General features: G+C 71.7%; 19 protein-coding genes and 4 tRNA genes. 11 read left to right on the forward strand and 12 right to left on the reverse strand.

Annotated features, from left to right (window positions below; genetic code table 11):
* Positions 1–2,454, forward strand: a complete 2,454-nt coding sequence (locus tag RBL05_RS13300; RefSeq protein WP_308739063.1) for a pyrophosphatase — start codon at positions 1–3, stop codon at positions 2,452–2,454.
* A gap of 13 nt (positions 2,455–2,467) precedes the next feature.
* Here RBL05_RS13300 and RBL05_RS13305 read toward each other — a convergent pair whose 3' ends face one another.
* Both RBL05_RS13305 and RBL05_RS13310 read right to left on the reverse strand, forming a co-directional pair.
* Positions 2,468–3,043: a TetR/AcrR family transcriptional regulator gene (locus RBL05_RS13305; protein ID WP_259814374.1), complete on the reverse strand. Its 576-nt coding sequence runs from the start codon at positions 3,041–3,043 to the stop codon at positions 2,468–2,470.
* Between the two features lie 205 nt (positions 3,044–3,248).
* A tRNA-Gly gene (locus RBL05_RS13310) sits at positions 3,249–3,319 on the reverse strand.
* A 141-nt stretch (positions 3,320–3,460) separates the two neighbouring features.
* Between RBL05_RS13310 and dcd the strand changes: the two genes are divergently transcribed.
* The gene (gene dcd / locus RBL05_RS13315) at positions 3,461–4,057 is read left to right on the forward strand and encodes a dCTP deaminase (protein ID WP_010550549.1); all 597 of its coding nucleotides are present in this window, start codon (positions 3,461–3,463) and stop codon (positions 4,055–4,057) included.
* Positions 4,054–4,860 (forward strand): hypothetical protein, encoded by an 807-nt coding sequence (locus tag RBL05_RS13320; protein ID WP_263311090.1) that lies wholly within the window; start codon positions 4,054–4,056, stop codon positions 4,858–4,860. The genes dcd and RBL05_RS13320 overlap by 4 nt, the downstream gene beginning before the upstream one ends.
* A gap of 42 nt (positions 4,861–4,902) precedes the next feature.
* Here RBL05_RS13320 and RBL05_RS13325 read toward each other — a convergent pair whose 3' ends face one another.
* Positions 4,903–6,246 carry an MFS transporter gene (locus tag RBL05_RS13325; RefSeq protein ID WP_308739062.1) on the reverse strand — a complete coding sequence of 448 codons (1,344 nt, stop codon included), beginning with the start codon at positions 6,244–6,246 and terminating at the stop codon, positions 4,903–4,905.
* A 143-nt stretch (positions 6,247–6,389) separates the two neighbouring features.
* Here RBL05_RS13325 and RBL05_RS13330 point away from each other — a divergent pair, with 143 nt between their 5' ends.
* From RBL05_RS13330 to RBL05_RS13355, 6 genes are read left to right on the forward strand one after another with little or no spacing between them, the layout of a single operon-like run.
* Positions 6,390–9,317 (forward strand): Na+/H+ antiporter subunit A, encoded by a 2,928-nt coding sequence (locus tag RBL05_RS13330; RefSeq protein WP_308741170.1) that lies wholly within the window; start codon positions 6,390–6,392, stop codon positions 9,315–9,317.
* Entirely contained in the window at positions 9,301–9,951 is a 651-nt protein-coding gene (locus tag RBL05_RS13335) for a Na(+)/H(+) antiporter subunit C (RefSeq protein WP_308739061.1), read from the forward strand. Before RBL05_RS13330 ends, RBL05_RS13335 begins: the two co-directional genes overlap by 17 nt.
* A 2-nt stretch (positions 9,952–9,953) precedes the next feature.
* Positions 9,954–11,531, forward strand: a complete 1,578-nt coding sequence (locus RBL05_RS13340) for a Na+/H+ antiporter subunit D (RefSeq protein ID WP_308739060.1) — start codon at positions 9,954–9,956, stop codon at positions 11,529–11,531.
* Positions 11,528–12,067, forward strand: a complete 540-nt coding sequence (locus RBL05_RS13345; RefSeq protein WP_308739059.1) for a Na+/H+ antiporter subunit E — start codon at positions 11,528–11,530, stop codon at positions 12,065–12,067. Before RBL05_RS13340 ends, RBL05_RS13345 begins: the two co-directional genes overlap by 4 nt.
* Positions 12,064–12,702, forward strand: a complete 639-nt coding sequence (locus tag RBL05_RS13350; RefSeq protein WP_308739058.1) for a monovalent cation/H+ antiporter complex subunit F — start codon at positions 12,064–12,066, stop codon at positions 12,700–12,702. Before RBL05_RS13345 ends, RBL05_RS13350 begins: the two co-directional genes overlap by 4 nt.
* Entirely contained in the window at positions 12,699–13,289 is a 591-nt protein-coding gene (locus tag RBL05_RS13355; protein ID WP_308739057.1) for a cation:proton antiporter, read from the forward strand. The genes RBL05_RS13350 and RBL05_RS13355 overlap by 4 nt, the downstream gene beginning before the upstream one ends.
* Before the next feature lie 133 nt (positions 13,290–13,422).
* On the opposite strand, the gene RBL05_RS13360 is transcribed toward RBL05_RS13355, so the two are convergent.
* The 7 genes from RBL05_RS13360 to RBL05_RS13390 form a co-directional block, all read right to left on the reverse strand.
* Positions 13,423–15,096, reverse strand: a complete 1,674-nt coding sequence (locus RBL05_RS13360) for a formate--tetrahydrofolate ligase (RefSeq protein WP_308741169.1) — start codon at positions 15,094–15,096, stop codon at positions 13,423–13,425.
* 342 nt (positions 15,097–15,438) lie between these two features.
* Positions 15,439–16,071 (reverse strand): maleylpyruvate isomerase family mycothiol-dependent enzyme, encoded by a 633-nt coding sequence (locus RBL05_RS13365; protein WP_308739056.1) that lies wholly within the window; start codon positions 16,069–16,071, stop codon positions 15,439–15,441.
* Between the two features lie 299 nt (positions 16,072–16,370).
* Positions 16,371–17,459 (reverse strand): type I restriction endonuclease, encoded by a 1,089-nt coding sequence (locus RBL05_RS13370; RefSeq protein WP_308739055.1) that lies wholly within the window; start codon positions 17,457–17,459, stop codon positions 16,371–16,373.
* Positions 17,460–17,682: 223 nt separating this feature from the next.
* A tRNA-Phe gene (locus tag RBL05_RS13375) sits at positions 17,683–17,758 on the reverse strand.
* A gap of 115 nt (positions 17,759–17,873) precedes the next feature.
* Positions 17,874–18,896 (reverse strand): NADP-dependent oxidoreductase, encoded by a 1,023-nt coding sequence (locus tag RBL05_RS13380; protein ID WP_308739054.1) that lies wholly within the window; start codon positions 18,894–18,896, stop codon positions 17,874–17,876.
* A gap of 74 nt (positions 18,897–18,970) precedes the next feature.
* Positions 18,971–19,044 (reverse strand) — tRNA-Asp (locus RBL05_RS13385).
* A gap of 107 nt (positions 19,045–19,151) precedes the next feature.
* Positions 19,152–19,224 (reverse strand) — tRNA-Glu (locus RBL05_RS13390).
* A 144-nt stretch (positions 19,225–19,368) separates the two neighbouring features.
* Here RBL05_RS13390 and RBL05_RS13395 point away from each other — a divergent pair.
* Positions 19,369–19,734, forward strand: coding sequence for a metallopeptidase family protein (locus RBL05_RS13395; RefSeq protein WP_263310922.1), 366 nt, complete (start codon positions 19,369–19,371; stop codon positions 19,732–19,734).
* A gap of 187 nt (positions 19,735–19,921) precedes the next feature.
* Here RBL05_RS13395 and RBL05_RS13400 read toward each other — a convergent pair whose 3' ends face one another.
* Both RBL05_RS13400 and RBL05_RS13405 read right to left on the reverse strand, forming a co-directional pair.
* Entirely contained in the window at positions 19,922–20,605 is a 684-nt protein-coding gene (locus RBL05_RS13400; RefSeq protein WP_010550476.1) for a response regulator, read from the reverse strand.
* On the reverse strand, positions 20,587–21,720 hold the full coding sequence (locus RBL05_RS13405) for a sensor histidine kinase (RefSeq protein WP_263310920.1): 1,134 nt from the start codon (positions 21,718–21,720) through the stop codon (positions 20,587–20,589). Before RBL05_RS13405 ends, RBL05_RS13400 begins: the two co-directional genes overlap by 19 nt.
* A 156-nt stretch (positions 21,721–21,876) precedes the next feature.
* Here RBL05_RS13405 and RBL05_RS13410 point away from each other — a divergent pair, with 156 nt between their 5' ends.
* Positions 21,877–22,812, forward strand: coding sequence for an ABC transporter ATP-binding protein (locus RBL05_RS13410; protein WP_263310919.1), 936 nt, complete (start codon positions 21,877–21,879; stop codon positions 22,810–22,812).
* Positions 22,813–22,833: the final 21 nt, after the last annotated feature.

The following is a 22,833-nucleotide window of genomic DNA, read 5'->3' on the forward strand; positions in this document are numbered from 1 at the left end:
GTGGATCTGATCACGCAATTCCCCCTCGGCGACGATCTCGCCGTCACCCTGCTCGTCCTCGGCCTTCTGGCCGTGGCCGCGCTCGTCGCCGGGGCGGTCGTGCCCACCCGGCTGCGGCGCGACGAGGACAGCGCCGAGGTGGACCCGACGCTCGGACGGCGGCTCGGCGCGCCGCTGCTGTCCTCCGCCTCGATCCTGCTGTGGGTGGGGCTGCCGCTCGCCGTGGTGGTGTACCTGGCCCCCGGCGGGACCGACGACCGCATCCTGCGCTCGGCGATGCTGCTGGTCGGGCTCGCGCTCGGCCCGCTCGCGGCCTGGCGGGGCCTGGCGATCCAGCTCGCGGCGCTCGGCGTCGATCCCGAGCGGCGCGGGGCGATGCTCCCGCGTCTGGGGGCGCTCACGGTCGCCGGCGCGCTCGCGCTCGCCGCGCTGCCCGTGGTGATCGCGGTGTGGTTCCTGCAGACCACGGCCGGGCCGGCGCTCATCGCCCTCGCCGCGGGCGCCGCGATCTCCGCCCTCGTGGTGCGGGCCAGCGCGGCCCCGGTCGAGGCGGGCGCGGCCGCGGCCGCGGTGCTGGTCGGCACCGACGAGCACGAGCTCGACGTCGACGACGAGGACAACCTCGGCGGCCCCCACCTGCGCAGCGCCCGCATGGTGCGCCGCGGCGGGGCCCTCGGCGCCGACCTCGTCGCCGTCGCGACCGCCGGCGCCGCCCTCGGCGTGCTGCTCGGCGTGCCCGTCCTCGCGGCCGAGGGCTTCGTCGTCACGCTGCTGGCGCTGGGCACCGCGCTGCTCGCCGCGGGCGTCTCCGCCGTCGTCCCCCATGCGGGCCGCGAGGGCCACGAGCGCGGTGCGCTGCAGCTGGGCGGGCTGATCCCCTCCGTGCTCGGCGCCGCCGGCGCGGTCGCCGCTGCGGCGCTGTGGATCCCCTCGCAGTACAAGGACCTCCGCTTCGAGGACGTCGGGCTCGAGAACTTCACCGATCCCGCGATCACCGGCGGCACCGACACGCCGCGCGAGCAGCTCGAGCCGCAGATCGAGGAGCTCGGCGGCGACCTGAGCCAGTTCATCTCCCAGACGGACGACTCGCAGTACGCCTCCGCCTTCCTCGACATGCTCGCCCTCTATGGCATCACCCCGAACGTCGTGGTCGCCGTGGCGCTGGGCCTCGGTGCCCTCGCCGCGCTCGCGACGGTGCTGCTGCTGGGCGGCACCGGCCATCGCCTGGGCGGCTCCGTGCTGCGCGCCGCCCGCACCTCCCGCACCGGCGGGGCGCTCGGCCTCACCGCGGGCCTGGGCTCCTCGGCGCTGACCGCCGCCGGGGCGCTCGCCCTCGTGGTCCTCATCGCCGCCGTGCTCTCCGTGCTCGCCGCCGGTGTGCCCTCCCTCGCCCTGGCCCTCGCGGTCCACGCCGGCCTCGGCGCGCTGATCGTGGTCGCCGGCCATGCGGGGCCGCTGCTGGCCTCCACGCTGCTGGACCGCGCCGGGGCGGAGAGCGGCTCGCGCCGCGCCGCGGGCGGCATCGCGACCGGTCCGCTCGGCGCGCTGCTGCTCGCCGCGGTGCTGATCGGCCTCGGCGCACTCGGCCCCGTCGTCTCCGCGCTGCAGCTCGCCCCGCGCGCCGCGACCGTGTGGGAGGACCGGGCCCTGCACCTGGCGACCCCCGCCTCGCTCACCCTGCTCGGCGGCGTCGCCCTCGGCGTCGTGACCGTCCTGCTGATGACCTCCTCGCTCCTGGACGGCGCCCGCCGGCTCGGCGCGAACGCGGTCGTGGAGACCCGCGCGGCGATGCTCGAGGGCCGTGACGGCGCGGAACTGCCCGAGCTGCCCGAGATGGTGCGCCGGGCCGCGCTGACCCCCGTGGTCGTCGCGGTGCTCGCCCCTGTGGTGGCCGGCTTCGGGCTCGGCCCGGCCGCGCTGCCGGGCCTCGTCGTCGGCGTGGTGCTGACCGCGGCGGGCCTGGGGCTGTGGACCCTCGGCTCCGCCTCGACCCTTGCCGGCGCCTCCGCGGTGATCGGCTCCGGCCGCTACGGCGGCCCCGGCTCCTGGGGGCACTCCGGCGCGCTCGGCGGGGCGGTGCTCACCGGCATCCTGCGCTCCGTGATCGGCTCGGTGGCGCTGCCGCTGGCGCTGACCGCCTCGCTGCTCTCCGCGCTCGCGGTGAGCGCCGTGGTGGGGATGAGCACCGACGGCACCAGTGCCTATCTCCGCTGGGGCATCGCCGTGGTCGCGATCATCATCGCGCTGACCTGCTGGGTCATCACCGCCACCGCGCCCGAGGTGGACCTCGAGGACGAGCACGAGGAGCTGTCCCGCCCGCTCTTCTCCCGCACCGCGGAGGAGACCCCGGAGGACTCCCTGGACGCGATGGACTGGGAGGTCGACGAGGAGGACCGTCACGAGGCCACCGTCACCGCCCGGTCCACCCGCAGGAAGCGCAAGGGCAGGGGCTGAGGCGTCGGCGCGCTCAGACGGTCGCGCCGAGCCCCTGCAGCACGAAGCGCTCGAGCGCCTCGCGCGGGTAGCGCTTCGCGGAGGAGCCGACGAGCAGGCCGTTGATGATCCGGACGGTGCCGGTCACGTCGAGGTCGGCGGAGAAGTCGCCCGCCGCGATCCCGGCCTCCACGATCGTGCTGAGCACCTCCTCGATCAGCACCACGTGCTCGCGCATCCGCGCGGCCGCGTCGGGGGTGAGGGCGGCCCGGCCCGCGGCCTGCGGGACGTGGAAGGAGACGGTGAGCTCCAGCTGGGTGCGCACGTAGGCGATGACCGCCTCGCGCGGGGTCGCCGAGTCGCTGACCCCGGCCCGCAGCTGGGTGATGTAGTCCGTCGTCTCGTGGATCGCGTACTCGATCAGGAGCGTCTCGCGGTCGGGGAAGTGGTTGTACATCGCGGTGCGGCCCACGCCGGCCGCGGCCGCGATGCGGGAGAAGGTGATGGTCTCGAACTCCTGGGTCTCCAGCAGCTCGGCCAGGGCGGCGAAGATCTTCTCCCGCGTGCGTTCGCGGTGCTCCTCGAGCGACCCTCCGATGATCTTGGGCATGCCGCATTCTTACACTCACCGGGACGTTCGACAGAACCCGCAAGCCGCAGACCCCTGCGCGGCGGGGATCGGAACGCGTCACGCCGCGGCGGGGGGGGCGAGGCGGGAGGAGGGCGCGGGCCCACTCGGACGTGATCCTGGACCTGACCCCGGACATGACGGAGCCGCGACCTCCGGGGACGGAGATCGCGGCTCTGGTCGCGAGAGCGGGTGACGGGAATCGAACCCGCGCTGTCAGCTTGGGAAGCTGAAGTTCTACCATTGAACTACACCCGCGACACGGTGCCCGGTCGGTGCAGGAGGCCTGCTGTCCGAGCGAACGGGAGACAGCATACCCCCTCTCCGGAGTGGTCCGCGAACCGGGACGATTCGGGACGAGCTCACGCACTGCGCCGGTGGGGGGCTAGTCTGGTCGCCGTGCTGCTGAGCGATCGAGACATCCGGGCCGAGATCGAGGCCGGACGGGTGCGGCTGTCCCCCTTCGACGAGGCGATGATCCAGCCCGCCTCCGTGGACGTGCGGATCGACCGCTTCTTCCGCCTCTTCGACAACCACAAGCACGCCCTGATCGATCCCTCGATCGAGCAGGCGGACCTCACGCGCGAGGTCGCCGTCGATCCCGACGAGGCGTACATGCTGCACCCGGGGGAGTTCGTGCTCGCCTCGACCTACGAGCAGATCACTCTTCCAGGCGACGTCGCCGCCCGGCTGGAGGGCAAGAGCTCGCTGGGCCGGCTGGGGCTGCTGACCCATTCGACCGCCGGGTTCATCGACCCCGGCTTCGACGGGCACATCACCCTGGAGCTGTCGAACATGGCGACCCTCCCGGTGGCGCTGTGGCCCGGCATGAAGATCGGCCAGCTGTGCTTCTTCCGCCTCTCCAGCCCGTCGCAGAACCCCTACGGCAGCGCCGGGAACCTCAACCGCTATCTCGGCCAGCGCGGGCCCACGCCCTCCCGCTCGGCGCAGAACTTCCATCGCACCCGGATCCCCCTCCAGGAGGAGCAGCAGTGACCGAGCCGGTCCGCACCAGCCATCGTCTGCAGCTGCCGCGGGACACCGACCCCGCCGAGGTGCTCACGATGATCCTCAACGTCCGCCCCACCGCCCGGGAGGACGAGGACGGGGCGATCGCGATCGGGGACGACGTCCGTCTGGTCCCCGACCGGACGCCGCGCGGCGCGGGCCGCTGGACCCTGGAGACCCCGCGGGTGCGCGAGGACCCCGTGCCCGAGGGCATGGTCGACTCCCACGGCTACGGCCGCGCCTTCCCCGAGGGGCTGCCCTTCGGCGTGGAGCGGGAGAGCCTCGACCTGGCCTGGGCGCTCGCACGGCGTCTGTACGGCGCTGTCGTCACCGACGGCCACGTCCGCCTCGAGCCGCATCCGTACCACGTGCGGGACCTGACGGTCACGAGCCCTCACGCCCTCGCGCCGGAGTCCCTCGCCCAGCTGCTCGCGCCGCTCGAGCCGGAGGCGGAGCTGGACCGCGCCCCCGAGGAGGCCTCCCGCACCGGCTACGGGCTCACCGCGCCGCTGCCCGGCGGCGACGTGATCGAGGTGCGGGTGGGACGCAGCGCCCGCCCCGTCGCCCTCAGCGCCCTCGAATGGCTGGGCGATGCCGTGGACTACCAGCTGGTCCACGTCACCGCGAACCCGGAGGAGGACGCGATCGAGACGCCGGACGCCCCGACCGCGGAGCGCTGGCAGGAGGCGTACCGGCGCATCGGGGTGATCGCCGGGCTGATCGCCGAGAGCGTCGGCGGCTACGTCCTGGACCTCGACGGCCTCCTGGTGGACCCCGCCGACCTCGCCTGATCCCGCTCCGGCGGCTGAACCCGGTCGGGGGTGTGATCCAGGTCAGGCTGTCGAGGCTCCCGAGCGCGCGGCCGCGGCGGCGCGGCCCGCCGCTCCCAGCCGGATCGGCAGGAACGCCACCAGGCCCAGCGCCATCACGATCACGATCCCGAGGATCCCGGTGCGGGTCTCGCCGGAGAGCGCGACGGTCGCGGCGAAGGCCGCGGTGCCGAGGAACCCGAGCGCCCGGCCCGTCGTCGCGTAGAGGCCGAAGTTCTCCGTCTCCCGGCCCGGGAGCGACAGCCGGGTGAGCAGGTTCCGCGAGGCGGACTGCACGGGGCCGACGAACAGGCAGATCGCCAGGCCCGCGACCCAGAACACGATCGTCGGCTCGAAGGCGAGCACCACCAGGCCCAGCACGATGATGCCGGTGCAGCCGGCGATGATCACGGGGCGGGGGCCGACGCGGTCGTCGACCCTCCCGCCGAGGAACACCCCGACGCCGGCGAGGAGGTTCGCGGCGATGCCGAAGACGATGATCTCCACCGCCCCGAAGCCGTAGGCGTTCGCGGCGAGGACGCCCGCGATCGAGAACACGGCGCCGAGCCCGTCGCGGTAGATCGCGGAGGCGACCAGGTACTGGAGCATCACCGGCTCCTCCTTCACCGCCCGGAGCACGCGGCGGATGATCGAGGCGTAGCCCTGCCAGGGGTTCCAGCGCTCGCCGGGCGCGGTGGCCGCGTGGCGCGGGGCGCGCAGCATCAGCGGGAGCGTCCCGACCAGGATCCACAGCGCCACGAACAGGGGGATCGCCCGGTAGTTCCAGCCGTCCTCGCCGGTGATGCCGAGCATCCCCGTCCCGGGCATCACGAAGAGCACCAGCACCAGGCCGAGGCACACGATCGAGCCCCAGTAGCCGACCGCCCAGGCGGTCCCCGAGACCCGTCCCCGGTTCGCGGGGGTGGAGATCTCCGGCAGCACCGAGTTCACGAACACGCCCGCGAGCTCGCTGAACACGACCGCGAGCGCGATCAGCACCGCCCCGAGGGTGAGGTAGTCGGAGTCGAGCTTCACCAGCGGCATCAGCGCGACGGTCGCCACGGTGGCGAGCGTCGTGATCCGCAGCAGGGCGTTGCGGGCGCCGCCGGAGTCGGCGAGGTTGCCCAGCAGCGGGGCGAGCAGCGCGACGGCGACCGCGCCGATCGACTGCCAGGTGGTCAGCACCTGGGAGCCATGGGCCTGCGCGGCGGTGATCGCCTCCTCGCCGACCGCGCCCTCGGAAGCGACGCCGCTGGCCACGTAGGTGGCGAAGACGAAGGTGAGGATGACGGAGCTGAAGGCGGACATGCCGCCGTCCCACAGTGCGAAGGGGACGACCGGGGGACGGAGCCGTCGGGGCGAGATCATGACCACACTCTACGGAGCGCCGAGCCCCGCGCTGCGGGCCCCGCCTGCTGTGAGATCAGCGGAGCCCCAGGAACGAGACGGCCCCTTCGCGTAGGATGGCACCTGGCCCTTTCCCCGCGCCGGACGGAGATTCCGTGTTCACGATGCTGCTCGCCCACATGGTGGCGGCGCTCGTGGCTCCTCTTCTCGTCCGCTGGATCGGGCGCAGCGCGTTCTACCCCCTGGCCGTGGTGCCCGCCGCCTCCGCCGTGTGGCTGGCGACCTTCGATCCGCGCACCCTCGGGGACGCGCCGGTCGAGGTGTCCGTCCCCTGGATCCCCGCCTTCGGGATCGACCTCGCCTTCCGCCTGGACACCCTCAGCTGGGTGCTCGGCCTGATCGCCACCGGCATCGGGGCGATGGTGCTGCTGTACTGCGCGCGCTACTTCAAGGACTCCGAGCCTGGGCTGGGCCGCTTCGCCGGCGTGCTCACCGCCTTCGCCGGCGCGATGGTGGGTCTGGTCCTGGCCGACGACGTCATGGTGGTCTACACCTTCTGGGAGCTCACCACCGTCTTCTCCTATCTGCTGGTGGGCCACTACCAGGACAAGCAGGCCTCCCGCCGTGCGGCGCTGAACGCCCTGATCTCCACCACCGCCGGCGGCCTGGCGATGCTGGTGGGCATGCTGATGGTCGCCGCCGAGGCGGGGACCCTGCGCCTGTCCGAGATCGTCGCGGATCCGATGTGGGCCGATGCCGGCCCCTTCCTGATCACCGCCATGGTGCTCATGCTCGCGGGCGCGACCAGCAAGTCCGCGCTCGTGCCGACCCACTTCTGGCTCCCCGGCGCGATGGCCGCCCCGACCCCGGTCTCCGCCTACCTGCACGCCGCGGCGATGGTGAAGGCGGGCATCTACCTGATCCTCCGCATGGCGCCGGCGCTGACCCACCTCGAGGTGATCACGGTCGTCCTGTCGGTGCTCGGCGCGGCGACGATGCTGCTGGGCGGCTGGCGCGCGCTGCGGCAGACGGACATCAAGCTGCTGCTCGCCTACGGCACCGTCTCCCAGCTCGGCTTCCTCGCCGCGGTCTCGGGTCTGGCTACGCACGACGCGGTGCTCGCGGGGCTCGCGATGCTGATCGCCCATGCGCTGTTCAAGGCGCCGCTGTTCATGGTCGTGGGCATCATCGACAAGCGGTTCGGCACCCGCGACCTGCGCATCCTCTCCGGCGTGGGCCGGGTCGCGCCCGTCCTCGCGGTGATCGGCACGCTCTCGGCCGCCTCGATGGCCGCGGTCCCGCCGCTGTACGGCTTCGTCGCCAAGGAGTCGATCTATTCGGCGCTCTGGTACGCGGGCGGCTGGCAGCGCCTGCTCCTGATCGCGCTGGTCGCCGGATCCGTCCTCACCGTCGCCTATTCCTGGCGCTTCGTGCGCGGTGCCTTCGGCCCGGCGCCCGGCGCCCCCCGCGTCGCCGCCGTGCGCATCACCCCGCTGTATTTGCTCGCGCCCGCGCTGATCACCGCGGCGTCCCTCGCCCTGATCGTGCTGACCTCGCCGCTGGAGGAGATGCTTCGCACCTACGCCTCGGTGCTCCCGGAGACGGGGGAGGGGATCCACCTCGTGGTCGTCCCGCACCTGGGAGTTCCGCTGCTCGCCTCGGTGATCACCCTCGGCCTCGGCATCGTCCTGTGCTTGATCCCGCGGCCCGTGGCGCTGCTCCAGAAGGCGGTCTCCCCGCTGGCCTGGGCACCCGAGCCGGCGCTCGACGTGCTCGACGCCGAGCGAGGCTTCCGCCGGATCCTGCGCACGGTCGACAAGCTCTCGATCATCATCACGCCCCTGTTCCAGCGGGGCTCGCTGCCCTACACCCTGGGCACGATGCTCGTGGTGCTGCTGGCGCTGGTGGCCCCGGTCGCGCTGACCCAGTCGCCGCTGCCGGACAACCTGGTGCTCTTCCAGCACCCGGTCGAGCTGATCGTCCTGCCCGTCGCGGCGCTCGCGGCGATCGGCGCCGCGCGCTCCCGGCGCCGTCTGCGGGCGGTCTTCCTGATCACCGTCACCGGCTACAGCGTGGCCGTGCTCTTCCTGATCGCGGGCGCTCCCGACGTCGCCACCACCCAGGTGCTGGTCGAGACCGCGATGACCGTCGTGCTCGTGCTCGTCCTGCGCCGCCTGCCGCTGCACTTCTCGCGCCGGCCGCTGCGCATCGGCGCCTGGGGCCGATGGGCGATCGCGATCTCGACCGCGCTCGTGCTGTGCGGCGGCGCCCTGTACGCCGCCGACGCCCGCTACCGGGAGGCCCTCGGCCCGGGCCTGATCGAGCCGGCCTACGAGATCGGCGGCGGCCACAACGTCGTCAACGTGACCCTGGTCGACGCCCGCGTCTGGGACACGATGGGCGAGATCTCCGTGCTGCTCGTGGTCGCCACCGGCGTCGCCTCGCTGATCTTCGTGACCCGGCGCGAGCGGCCCATCGCCCGCGTGCGCGACGTCGACGCCTCGCGCACCTCGATCTGGCGCCGTCGCGCGGACCCGGCCCTGCCGCAGAACGCGCTCGACTTCGATGCGCGCCCCGATGACGTCGCGGGCGGCAACCGCTGGCGCACCTGGCTCTCGGCCGGGCTGACCCTCGCGCCCGAGCGGCGGATGGTGATCCTGGAGGTCATCACCCGCATCGCCTTCCCGATGATGATGATGTTCTCCGTGTACCTGCTGATGGCCGGGCACAACCTGCCCGGCGGCGGATTCGCCGGAGGCCTCGTCGCGGGCCTGGCCCTCGCGGTGCGCTATCTCGCCGGGGGGCGCTACGAGCTCACCGAGGCCGCCCCGGTCCAGGCCGGCTTCGTGCTCGGCACCGGCATGGCGCTCGCGGTGATCTCCGGGGTGCTGCCCCTCCTCTTCGGCGCCAACGTCTTCTCCCAGGCGACGCCCGTGGTGCACGTGCCGCTGCTGGGCGAGCTGGAATTCCCGACAGCGCTGCTGTTCGACCTCGGGGTGTACCTCGTGGTGGTCGGAGTGATGCTCGACTTCCTGCGCTCCCTCGGCGCCCAGATCGACCAGCAGCAGGAGGCCGATGCCGATGCCCGTTAGCCTCGCCCTCCTCCTGACCGCCGGGGTGCTCATCGCCTGCGGCATCTATCTCGTGCTCGAGCGCACCCTGACCCGCATCGTGCTCGGCTTCGTCCTCGCCGGGAACGGCGTGAACCTCCTGTTCATCGTCGCCGCCGGACCGATCGGGACCCCGCCCTTCGAGGGCAGCGGCGACCCCGAGCAGATGACCGATCCGCTGCCCTTCGCGATGGTGCTCACCGCGATCGTGATCTCGCTGGGCATCACCGCCTTCGGCATGGCGCTCGCGTACCGGGCCTGGCAGCTGTTCGGCCACGACGAGGTCCCCGACGACGTCGAGGACCGGCGCGTGCTGCGCCGTCGTCGGCGTCGCAGCGAGGACGCGGAGCGCCTGCCCTGGTCGCAGGCTCTCAGCGAGGAGGCGCGGCGCGGCGCGCTCGCCCAGTCCCAGGGGCTGGACGACGAGGACGACGACCCGCTGGGCTCGGACCTCACCAGCGCCGAGGACGTCCCCCAGGACGCGACGGAGGCCGACGAGGGCGACGCCGACTCGCTGCGCGAGACCGCGCGCCGCCGCCGCGAGCACCGCCGCGGGGAGGCCGTGGCGCTGCGCCACGAGATCCGCGACCGCACGAGCGACGAGGAGGACATCTGAGCATGGAGCTCCTCCTCGCCCTGCCCGTGATGCTGCCGCTCGTCGGCGCCGCGATCACGCTGCTGCTGCGCCACCACACCCGGCTGCAGCTCGGCCTCGCGGTGGTCACGCTGCTGGCGATCTTCGCGATCGCGCTGGTGCTGGCCTGGCACGTCACCCAGGAGGGCGTGCTGGTCCTGCAGATCGGCAACTGGACCCCGCAGTTGGGGATCGTGCTGGTCGCGGACCGGCTGACGGCGCTGATGCTGACCGTCTCGAGCTTCGTCACCCTCGCGGTTCTCGTCTACTCGAGCGCGCAGAGCGTGAGCGAGAACGTCGAGCGGACGCCGGTGGCGATCTACCACCCCACCTATCTCACCCTCGTCGCGGGCGTGTCCATGGCGTTCCTCGCCGGGGACCTGTTCAACCTCTACGTCGGCTTCGAGGTGCTGCTGGCCTCGAGCTATGTGCTGCTCACCCTCGGCGGCTCCGCGAGCCGCGTCCGCGCCGCGACCACCTATGTGATCGTCTCGGTGCTCAGCTCGGTGATCTTCCTGGCCGCGATCGCGGCGATCTACGCCGCCGCCGGCACCGTGAACATGGCCGAGCTCGCGGTGCGGCTGGACGGGCTCGAGCCCGGCACCCGCATGATCCTGGAGCTGATGCTGCTGGTCGCCTTCGCGATCAAGGCCGCGATCTTCCCGCTGAGCGCCTGGCTGCCCGACTCGTACCCGACCGCGCCGGCGCCGGTGACCGCGGTCTTCGCGGGACTGCTCACGAAGGTCGGCATCTACGCGATCCTGCGCCTGGAGACGCTGCTGTTCCCCTTCTCGCAGATCTCCAACCTGCTGCTGGCCGCGGCCGGGCTGAGCCTGTTCATCGGGATCCTGGGCGCCGTCGCGCAGACCGACCTCAAGCGCGTGCTGTCCTTCACCCTGGTCTCCCACATGGGCTACATGCTGTTCGGCATCGGCATGGTCACCCAGCTCGGCATGGCCGCGACGATCTACTACGTCGCCCACCACATCACCGTGCAGTCCACGCTCTTCCTCGCCGCCGGGCTGATCGAGCACCGCGGCGGGACCACCAACCTCATCCGGCTCGGCGGACTCCAGAAGCTCGCCCCGCTCATCGCGGTCCTCTTCTTCATCCCCGCGATGAACCTCGCCGGTATCCCGCCGTTCTCCGGCTTCATCGGCAAGGTCGGCCTGATCGAGGCCGGCATCTCCTACGACGACACCGCCGGGTGGATCCTCATCGCCGTCAGCGTCATCACCAGCCTGCTGACCCTGTACGCGATCGCGAAGATCTGGAACCGCGCCTTCTGGCAGGAGCCGAGCGAGGAGATCATCGCCCGGGACGTGCCGATGCCGAAGGTGATGACCGGCGCGACCACCGCCATGATCGCCTTCTCCCTGGCGCTGACCGTCTTCGCGGGCCCGCTGATGAACTACGCCGACGAGGCCGCGCACTCGGTCCTGCAGCGCACCCCCTACGTGGGCGCGGTGCTCGGCGACGAGGCGGCGGGGGACCTGCGCTACCGGATCGACGACCAGGGACAACGGATCGAGGACGGCGTGATCGCGGAGGTGGACGGATGATCTCGCGACGGTTCCGCGACCTGCGCCGCTCCTGGCTGTGGATCCTCACGGCCGTGGCCCTGTGGTGCCTGCTGTGGGGCGGGGTCGACCTGAAGAACGTGCTCGGCGGCGCCCTGGTGGCCGTGCTCGTCTTCGTGCTCTTCCCGATGCCGCCCACCGGCCACGAGCTGACCCTGCGCCCGATGCGCTTCACCCTCTTCGTGCTGCGCTTCCTGGTGGACTGCGCGATCTCGGCGGTGCAGGTGGGCTGGTTCGCGGTGCGTCCCGGCCCGCAGCCCCCGAGCTCCGTGATCGCGGTGCAGATGGCCTCCCGCTCGGACTTCTTCCTGACCTTCACAGGTGTGCTGTGCACCCTGATCCCGGGCTCGGTCGTCGTCGAGGCGCAGCGCGCCACCGGCACCCTCTTCCTGCATACCTTCAACGCGGGCACCCCGGAGGCCGTGGAGAAGGCCCGCGAGAGCGTGCGGGCGCAGGAGGAACGTCTGCTGTGGGCCGTCGGCCGCCGCGAGATCCTCGAGGAGGCGGGTCTGCGATGAGCGCCTTCGACGTCGTCCTGGTGGTCTACGCCACGATCCTCGCCCTCGCCGGCCTCGCGATCGTGTACCGCATGATCGTGGGCCCCACCATCCTGGACCGTGCGATCTCCAGCGACTCCCTGGTCACCCTCGTGGTGATGGGCCTGGCGCTGCACGTCGCGCATTCCGGCGCAGCCTGGGCGGGGCCCGCGATGCTGAGCCTGACCGGGCTCGCCTTCGTCGGCACCGTGACCTTCGCGCGCTTCGTCGCGCGGGAGGACCCGATGCAGGGGCGGCGCCGCCCCCATCCCGAGGAGCCCGATGCGGACACCGGCCCGCACGAGGCGATCCACCTCGAGACCGACTCCGCCTCCGAGGACGGGTTCGCCTCCGAGGACGGGTTCGCCTCCGAGCAGGGCTTCGTCGGCGAGGACGGGTTCGGTCAAGAGGCCGGCACCGCCTCCGAGGACGGCGCCCTCGTGCCCGAAGACGAGCACGCCCGCGTGCTCGGGGCGGCGGACCCGGCGGGGGAGGCCGACGACGGCTCCGAGGAGGGCTTCGGCCTCGACGGCACGACGGACGGCTCCGACGCGGGCGACCAGGGCTTCGAGGACGACGACCGGCTCACGGGCGGTCCGACGGGAGGTGCACGATGAGCGCGGTCGAGATCATCGCGTCGGTGCTGATCGGCGCCGGACTCCTGCTGGGCGTCCTCTCCGCGATCGGGCTGAACCGCTTCGACGGGGTGCTGATGCGCATCCACGCCGCCTCCAAGCCGCAGGTGCTCGGCCTGATCCTGGTCTTCGCCGGGGCGGCGCTGGCCGCGAGGTCGTGGAGCATCGCGGCGTTCCTGCTGGTCGTGCTGCTCGCGCAGATGCTCACCGTCCCCGTCGCGAGCGCGATGGTGGGGCGCGCCGCATTCCGCCGCGGCTTCGTGCGCGGCGGCGACTACGCGATCGACGAGCTCAGCGAGCGGCTCGCCACCCCGTCCGACGACGATGACGACGAGGACGGCTTCGTCGACGAGCCGGACGACGACCACGAGGACCTGCACGGTGGCGGCCATGAGCTGTTCCCCGAGAACGTCGTCACGGACACCGTCGCGCCCCTCACCGGACGGAACTGGGAGGAGCCGGAGGGCGGCGCCGCGGACGTCGAGGACGAGGACGGGCTGGACATCGACCTCGACGACGAGACCGAGCTCGAGGCCGAGGAGGTCGCCGAGCGCGACGAGCGGCGCTGACCGGCGACGCCGACGACGACACAGACAAGCGACACCGACGACGACGCCCGTGCCCGCGATCAGCGGGCACGGGCGTCGCCGTGCCGGGGGAGCGGAGGTCCGGTACGCGCAGGGCGTCCCGGACCGGCCCGGCTCAGAACAGACCGATGGACTCCCCGGTCTCGGTCACGCCCATGCGCAGGGCGGCCGGCTCCTTGGGCAGTCCGGGCATCGTCATGATCGCCCCGGTGAGCGCGACGACGAAGCCCGCCCCGATCTTCGGCACCAGGTCGCGTACGTGCAGCACGTGCCCGGTCGGGGCGCCGAGCGCGGAGGGATCGTCGGAGAACGAGTACTGCGTCTTCGCCACGCAGACCGGCAGGGTGTCCCAGCCGTTGCGCCTCAGCATCCGCAGCTGCGCCAGCGCACGGTCCTCGAGGACCACGTCCTTCGCGCCGTAGACCTCGCGGGCGAGGGTGCGCAGGGACTCCTCGATCCCGTCGGCGGGATCGTAGAGGTGGTGGAAGTCGGGCTCGTCCTGCTCGATCGCGGCGAGGACCTGCTCGGCGACGGCGCGGCCGCCCTCGCCGCCCTTCGCCCACACCTCGGACAGCGCGGCGCGGAAGCCCTGCTGCTTCGCCCAGTCGAGCACCGCCTCGAGCTCGGCCTCGGTGTCGGTGGGGAAGCGGTTCAGCGCGATCACCGGCTCGAGGCCGAACTTGCGCAGGTTCTCGACGTGGCGGGCGAGGTTCTCGGTGCCGCGCAGCGCGGCCTCGATGTCCTCGGTCGCCAGGTCGGTCCTGGCGAGGCCGCCGTGCATCTTCAGCGCGCGCACCGTGCCGACCACGACCGCGGCGTCGGGGGCGAGGTCGCCCACCCGCGCCTTGACGTCCAGGAACTTCTCCGCCCCGAGGTCGGAGCCGAAGCCCGCCTCGGTGACGGTGATGTCCGCGAGCGAGAGCGCGAGCCGGGTCGCGGCCAGCGAGTTGCAGCCGTGGGCGATGTTCGCGAAGGGGCCGCCGTGCACGAGCGCGGGGGTGCCGCCGAGGGTCTGGACCAGGTTCGGCAGCAGCGCGTCCTTCAGCAGCATCGTGATCGCGCCGCCCACCTCGAGGTCCTCGACGGTGACGGGCCTGCGGTCGTAGGTGAAGCCCACGACGATCCGGTCGATCCGCTCCTGCAGGTCCTTCAGGTCCGTGGCCAGGCACAGCACGGCCATGATCTCGGAGGCGACGACGATGTCGAAGCCGTCCTCGCGCGGGACGCCCTGGGTGGCGCCGCCCAGGCCGATCACGGTCCTGCGCAGGGCGCGGTCGTTGACATCGAGCACGCGCTTCCACTGGACGCGGCGCGGGTCGATGCCCAGAGCGTTGCCCTGGTGGATGTGGTTGTCCACGAGGGCGGCGAGGGTGTTGTTCGCGATCTGGATCGCGTGGAAGTCGCCGGTGAAGTGGAGGTTGATGTCCTCCATGGGCACCACCTGGGCGTGGCCGCCGCCGGTCGCGCCGCCCTTGATGCCCATGATCGGGCCGAGCGCGGGCTCGCGCAGCGCGACCATGGTGCGGTGGCCCATGAGCGAGAACGCGTCGGCCAGGCCCACGGTCGTGGTGGACTTGCCCTCGCCGGCCGGGGTCGGGGACATCGCCGAGACCAGCACCAGGCGCCCCTGCTTCCCGCTCGGGGTCATCTGGCGCACATCCACCTTGGCCTTGTAGGAGCCGTAGGGCACGAGCGCCTCCGTGGGCACGCCCGCGCGCTCGGCGATCTCCGTGATCGGCTCCAGGGTCGCCGCCTGGGCGATGGCGAGATCAGGGTTGTCGGCTGACATCATCGTCCTCCACTTCGTGGTCTCTCACCCGGGCATCGGCGTCCGGGCAGGGTCGTGGCCCACCTTACGGGGCAGATTCTGGGCATATGCCGCGCCTCGTCGGAGGGGCGGCGCCCGGTCGTCGCGCTCCCTCGTCGCCGCCGGCTGCGACCTCGCGAAGGACCGCGGGACCGGCGCCGGCCGGCAGGATCGTGGTCGGCCGCCGGCGCCACAGCGACCGCTATGCCCATATAGGCATAGCGGTACGCCATACGCCATCACATGACCATCGCGCCGTGCCGCTGCCGACATGGGGAGAGCCGGTGCCGGACTCCCGGAGCGCCTCCGGGGCGCCCGGACGGGTCAGGCAGAGGCTCCGAGCCGTTCGCGGAGGATGAGCGCACCCTCGCCGTCGAGACCGTCCGCAGCAGAGGGCCGACCGGCCATCGCCAGCACGAGGTCGATCGCCGCGCCGCGTACGACGGGACCGTCACCCAGGACCACGTCGAGATCCGTCGGGAGGAGTTGCATCCCCTTCACGAGCGTCGCGCTATTCACCGCGAAGTCCTTGCGGGCGAAGAGCTCCGCGACGATGCGCAGCGCGCCGGGCGAGGGATCGAGGCGCAGGCCGAGCGGGCGAGCGATGTCCTGACCGTGGACCACGACCTCGCCGAGTGCCGCGTCGAGCGCGCCGAACGGGGCGGTCGTCGAGAACATCGTCGCCCGGAACGAGGAGAGGGCGGCCGCAGGCGCGGGCTCGAGATGCCGGCGCATGAGGCGGTCGTTGTGGCGGTCCGTGTCGAATCTCGTGAGGACCATGTTCAGCATCCACGACGGCGTCGCGGTCGAGGCGGCGGCGGTGAGGTGGGCGACCGTCTCGCGCACGGACCAGGAGGCGCAGAGCGTGCTGTGCTCCCACTGGACGTCGTCGAGAGAGGCGAGGAGATCGGCGAGACGGGAGCGCTCGGTGCGGAGCAGGCGCGGCAGGTCGGACATGTCGCGATACTAGGGCCGGGAACGACGAAGCCCCCTGGCGGACCAGAGGGCTTCGTGGTGGTGGCTCCGACCGGCGTCGATCCGGTGACCTTAACCATCTCATCATCGACTCGTCTCTTCCGAGCTGGCTGGTTGCCTCTCTTCGAAGCGCTTATGGCGGGAGAGCATGAACACCCAGTCATCTCTTGTCGCCATCCGTCTCTCTGCGGAAACAGAGATGGCGGAACCCGGGCAGGCTATGAGCGGGTCGCTAGAGCGCTGTTGCGACGGCCCCCACAGAGGCGGCCGCTCGGCGTGAATCAGGCATAGCGCTGGACAGCCTCGCGAATCGCGTCTGCGTATCCGTAGATCTCGTCGAGCGAGTCGATCGGGTGGCGGGTCTCCTTCTTGTCCTCGTCGAGGAGCCCGAGGTACTTCTGCTTGGTGTTGAAATGCAGCCGTGCGATCGGCTTCCGATTGTTGTCGTCCAGGAGGATCGCGAAGTACGACTTCTGATCACGGTGGACGATGCGGTTCGGCTTGATCTCGCTGCACCCGATCGCCTTGACGATCTGGTAGCCCTCGAGCTCTTCCAGGGTCGTCTCGATCTCGGTGTCACGCTCGAGGTCTGCCTCTGCAGCGTGCTGGCTGGACACCTCGTCGACAGGGTCTGAGGGTGCCGGTGCCGTCACACCCACACCGAGAGCAGTCTTCAGCCGATCATTCACCTGCTCGGTGAGGAACTGCTTGGACGCCTTGTGCACCAGCTCCGTGAACTGCTCACGCACCTTGGCCGTGAAGCTTCCCTCATAGACGCGCGTGGTGAAGAACTTGGTCCACTCGTCCGACGGCTCTCGGAACTGCGCGGCGATCTCACGACGGATCGCGCCGACGTACTTGAGCTCCTCCGCAGCGTTGATGATCGAATCCAGGTCAAAGCTATCCTTGCTGAGCTTCTGGATCTCGGGGATCAGCGTCTCGTCGATGTCCAGCAGATCGAGGACCAGGAACGGCTTCGAGTCCATCTTGTTCGGTGCATCGAGGTCCGTGTAGAACTGCCAGACGACGCCGTTGGTGAGGACAGCAAGACGGGCATTCGTGGTTCCGAAGTAGCGGAAGAGCTGCGAGGCGTTCTCCAGCTTGAGAGTGCTCTGCGACGTCTTGCACTCGATCAGGATCTGCACCTCCCCATCGCGGACGATCGCGTAGTCAACCTTCTCGCCGCGCTTGACGCCGACGTCGGCGGTGAACTCTGGGATCACCTCCATCGGGTTGAAGACGTCGTATCCGAGGATCGACGCGATGAAGGGCATCACGAAGGCGTTCTTCGTTGCCTCCTCGGTGCCGATCGCCGAGGCCTGGTTCTGCACCTTGGTAGCCAGGGCTTCGAGCCGCTCGCTGAACTCCACAGTTTTCCTCCGTGTCTTGCCGTCATGTTGTTTTGAACATCAGCAATAGAATAGTCAACCAGCCTGACTTTCGGACGCGGGTGGCGCCATCGGGCGTCATGTCGGTCGTATGCCGCCGTGCCGAAGCGGAGCAGTCTCAAGGTGGAGAAGCTGGGGTGCGAGAGTCCCGGCGGACAGTACCGAGCAACGACGAAGCCCCCTGGCGGACCAGGGGGCTTCGTGGTGGTGGCTCCGACCGGCGTCGATCCGGTGACCTTTCGATTTTCAGTCGAACGCTCTACCAACTGAGCTACAGAGCCGTGGTCGTCGCGGCGACCGAGGACAAGCGTAACAGCCCCTGCGCGGTGGTGCGCACCGGATCCGCCTCGGTGAGAGGCAGACCACGGCGATCGGCACTGTGTCTCTGCGTGCGCGTCAGTCGAGCGTGATCAGCGCCTTGCCGAGGTTGTCGCCGCGCAGCATCCCGACGAACGCCTCCGGCGCCTTGTCCAGCCCGACAGTGACGTCCTCGTGACAACGCACCTCGCCGGCGGCGACCCAGGCGCCCATCTCGCGCTGGAAGTCCTCGAACATCGTCGGCGCGAACTCGCGCTGGATGAAACCGCGCAGGGTGAGGCTCTTGGCGAGAACCTGGCCCATCAGGGCGCCGCTGCGGTCGGGGCCCTCGGGCAGCGAGGTGGCGTTGTAGTTCGCGGCGAGCCCGCACACGGGCACGCGCGCGAACTCGTTCAGCAGCGGCAGCACTGCGTCCCACACCGCGCCGCCCACGTTCTCGAAGTACACGTCGATGCCGTCCGGCGCCGCCGCGGCAAGCCTGCCCGGCAGGTCCGGGGCGCGGTGGTCGAGCGCCACGTCGACGCCGAGCTCCTCGAGCAGCGCGATCTTCCGCTCGCCGCCGGCGATCGCGATCGTGCGGGCACCGCGCAGGCGGGCGATCTGCGCGACCGCGGAGCCGACGGGACCCGCCGCCGCGGCGACGGCGAGGGTCTCCCCGGGCTGCACCTTCCCGATCGCGGTGAGACCCGCATAGGCGGTGAAGCCGGGCATGCCGAGCACGCCGAGGGCCGTGGTGACCGGCGCGGCCGCGGGATCGAGGCGACGCAGCCCCGCGACCTCCTCGACGCTGTACTCCTGCCAGCCGCCGTAGCCGAGGACCACGTCGCCCGGGGCGAGGGAGTCGTCGGCGGACTCGACGACCTCCGAGACGGTCCCACCGACGATCACGTCACCGACCTCCATCGGAGCGGCATAGGACTTCGCATCGCTCATCCGGCCGCGCACGTACGGGTCCAGGGAGATGTGCAGGGTGCGCAGCAGCGCCTCGCCCGGACCAGGGGAGGGGACGGGGGCGGTGTCGTGGAGGAAGTCGGAGGGGACCGGCTCGCCGTGCGGGCGGGAGGCGAGGCGGATCCGGCGGTTCTGCAGGTCGGTGCTCATGCCTCGAGGGTACGCAGAGCGGCCGGGGGAACGCAGAAGGCCCCGGAGCGATGCTCCGGGGCCTTCTCGAGGGGCGACCCTGACCGGGCTTGAACCGGCGACCTCCGCCGTGACAGGGCGGCACTCTAACCAACTGAGCTACAGGGCCTCTTGTGTCTTCCGGCTTCTCGCCTTCCGACTCGGATAACTCTACCGGAGGTTTTCGGCTCTCACGACCGATATCGCTGTGAGCCGCCTCGCACCTCGGCGGAGCAGTACCCCCAACGGGATTCGAACCCGTGTCGCCGGCGTGAAAGGCCGGTGTCCTGGGCCTCTAGACGATGGGGGCCCTGGGCGGTCGGAACCGCCCGACCAGAGCATACCTGCGGCCCCGGCGTCGACGCTCGCGAGTTCGGGCGAGGTGCGTCCTATCCGACACCGCTGCGCCGCCGCACCGCCCCCGCAGCGCAGGCGGTCGTGGTTCGATGGCGGCATGATCCGCATCAGCCGCGAGGAGTTCGAGGAGGCGGTCGACGACGCCCTGGACTCGCTGCCGGACGAGGTCGCCCGCGCGATCGCGGAGGCGAACGTCGCGATCCTCATCGAGGAGGAGCCGACGCCCGAGCAGTCCCGCGGTGCCGAGCTGCTGGGCCTGTACGAGGGGGTGCCGCTGGATCGGCGCTCCGTGTTCGACGGCTTCCGCCAGCCGGACCGGATCTTCGTCTTCCGCGGACCGCTGCAGCGCCACGCCCGCTCCCGCGAGCACCTGGTCCGCGAGATCGCGGTGACCGTGCTGCACGAGCTCGGCCACCTCTTCGGCATCAGCGACGAGCGCCTCCACGAGCTGGGCTGGGGCTGATCGACGTACTGGCGAGGGACGAGCCGGTAGGAGATCAGCGCAGTGGGGAGAGCCTGATCGACGTACTGGCGAGGGACGAGCCGGTAGGGAATCAGCGCGGTGGGGAGCAGCCTGATCGACGTGCTGGCGAGGGACGAGCCGGTAGGGAATCAGCCGAGCGAGCTGGGGGTAGGCCCCGCCCCGCCCCTCAGAGCTGGTCGGCGTCGAGGTCCGTCAGCCCTGCCTCGTGGGCGATGATCGCGATCTGCACGCGGTTGGTGCAGTCGAGCTTCGCGAAGATCTTCGAGACGTGCGCCTTCACCGTCGCCTCGCTCATGAACAGCCGCATCCCGATCTGGGCGTTGGACAGCCCCGCCCCGACGGCGCCGAGCACCTCGGTCTCGCGCTCGGTGAGCTGGTCGAGGCCCGGGTGGCGCTCCTGCCGGGAGCCCGGGTTCGCGTCGGAGAAGTGAGAGAGCATCCGGCGGGTCACGGTGGGGGAGAGCATCGCCTCGCCGCCGGCGACCACGTGCACGGCCCGGGCGAGGTCCTGCGGCGGGGTGTCCTTGAGCAGGAACCCGCTGGCGCCGGCCTCGAGCGCCTGGAAGACGTACTCGTCCATGTCGAAGGTGGTCAGCATGATGATCTTCGGCGCGCCGGTCAGCGCGGTGACCGCCTTCGTCGCCGCGATCCCGTCCAGGGTGGGCATGCGCACGTCCATCAGCAGCACGTCGGGCCGGTGCTTCTGCACCAGCGGCACCGCCTCGGAGCCGTCGGCCCCCTGGCCCACCACCTCGATCCCCGGATCGGCGCCGAGGATCATGGCCAGCCCGGCCCGGACCAGGGAGTCGTCGTCGATCAGTCCCACGCGCGTCACGTCGCCGTCGGCCACGGGATCACCGCCCTCACTTCGAATCGTCCGTCGTCTGTCGGGCCCGAGGTGATGGACCCGCCCGCATGGGTCACCCGCGTCTCGATGCCGGACAGGCCCATCCTGGCCCCCGGCAGATCCGTCGTGAACCCCTTGGGGAGCACATTACTGACCTCGATCACGAGGTCGGTGCCGGGCTCGCCGATCAGCGCCACCCGGGCCCGGGTGTGCACGGCGTGCTTGTGGATGTTGGTCAGGCCCTCCTGGACCACGCGGAAGGCGGTGCGTGCCAGGGGGTCGGGGACCGGGTCGTCGATGAAGTCGAACAGGTCCACCGACACCCCCGCCTCCTGCGAGGTGGTCACCAGGCGCCGCACGTCCTCCCAGGTGGGCTGCGGGGCCAGCGGCGCCTGTTCCTCGTCCCCGCGCAGCACTCCCAGCACCTCCCGCAGCTCGGACAGCGCCGTGGTCGCGGTGCCGCGGATCAGGGAGGCGGACTGCTGGACCTGCTCGCGGCCCATGTCGGGGTTCACCTCGAGCGCCCCGGCCTGCAGGGCGACCAGCGAGATCTTGTGCGCGACGATGTCGTGCATCTCGCGGGCGATCCGGGTGCGCTCGGCGCGACGGGCCTGCTCCTCGGCCGCAGCCCGCCCGGACTCGGCCTGCTCGGCCCGCTCCCGCAGCTCCGCGAGCAGCGCGCGCCGCACCGCCGTGTAGAGGCCGATCGAGGTCGACGCCGCCACGACCAGCGTGGTCAGCACGATCGTCATCAGCGCCGCCTCGGGCTGGTCGCCCATCAGCAGCAGCGGGGTGAGCGTGGCGGTGCCCGCCGCCAGCAGCGCGAACAGCAGCGTCAGCGCGCGGTTCGGGCACCGGGTGGAGAAGGTGTACGTGGCGATGATCAGCACGGTGATCGAGCCCGAGAAGGCATTGGCGATCTGCACCAGGGGCAGCAGCCACGGCCAGTGCCGGTGGCGGGCGAGCAGCGCGATGCCCAGCAGCAGCGCGAGGACGCCCTGCCAGCGGTCGATCGCGGAGGTGGCGAGCAGCGCCGTCGCCGACGCCTCCGCGGCGACGGCGACGACGATCAGCCCTTCCTGCCAGCGACGACGAGCGGGCGCTCCTGGGTGGTCCACCCGGTCACTGTAGCGGCGCGCACATGCCGCGCCGCCGTACGGGACGGGGTCGGCGACCATCGTCGGACGGGGACCGCCCAGGAGCCGACGTTCGTCGCCCGCGCACGGACCCGTGGTCGCTGTCGCCGCGCCGCGGCGGGGGAGGAGCGTGGAGCCATGACCTCCACCACCGCCACCTCCCCGACCCTCGAGGTGCGTGCGCTGAGCAAGCGCTACGGCGCGCGCGCCGCCGTCGACGCCCTCTCCTTCTCCTGCAGCCCCGGCACGGTCACCGGCTTCCTCGGCCCCAACGGGGCGGGGAAGTCCACCACCCTGCGGATCCTCACCGGTCTCGCCGAGGCCGACGACGGCATGGCCCTGATCGGCGGCCGCCGCTACCGCGCGCTGGAGCATCCCGCCCGCACCGTCGGCGTGATGCTCGATGCGCGCGCCCTCCACGGCGGCCGCACCGGGATCGAGACCCTGCGCCTGACCGCCCGCACCCTCGGGATGCCCCGCGACCGCGCCGAGGAGGTGCTCGAGACCGTCGGCCTCGAGCAGGCCGCGACCAAGCGCGTGGGCGGCTACTCCTACGGCATGCGCCAGCGGCTCGGGATCGGCGTCGCGCTCATGGGCGACCCCTCGGTGCTCGTGCTCGATGAGCCCGCCAACGGCCTGGACCCCGAGGGGATCCGCTGGATGCGCCGCCTGCTGCGCTCCTTCGCCGACGCCGGCGGCACCGTGCTCCTCTCCAGCCACCAGCTGCGCGAGGTCGAGGCGACCGTGGACCGGCTGGTGGTGATCTCCGAGGGGCGCCTGGTGCGCGAGGGCCCTCTCGAGGAGCTCACCGCCGTGACCGGCACCCGCGTCGCCGCGCTGGACCAGGCGGCGCTGCGCCGCGCCCTGGACGCCCACGGCATCGCCTTCGAGCTGCGCGCCGGCGGCGAGCTCGCCGTCAGCCTCGCCCCCGAGGACATGGGCCGCCTCGCCCTGCGCGAGCAGCTCGTGCTCACCGCCCTCGGAGCGGGCGCCGGCACCGGCCTGGAGGAGGTGTTCTTCGCGCTGACCGGGCACGAGGAGCCCTCCGCCGACGCACCCGCCCCCGCCCTCTGACCTCCGCCCTCCGACCGCCAG

The organism is Brachybacterium sp. GU-2, assembly GCF_030866705.2.
In the GTDB taxonomy this organism is placed as follows: Bacteria; Actinomycetota; Actinomycetes; order Actinomycetales; family Dermabacteraceae; genus Brachybacterium; species Brachybacterium conglomeratum.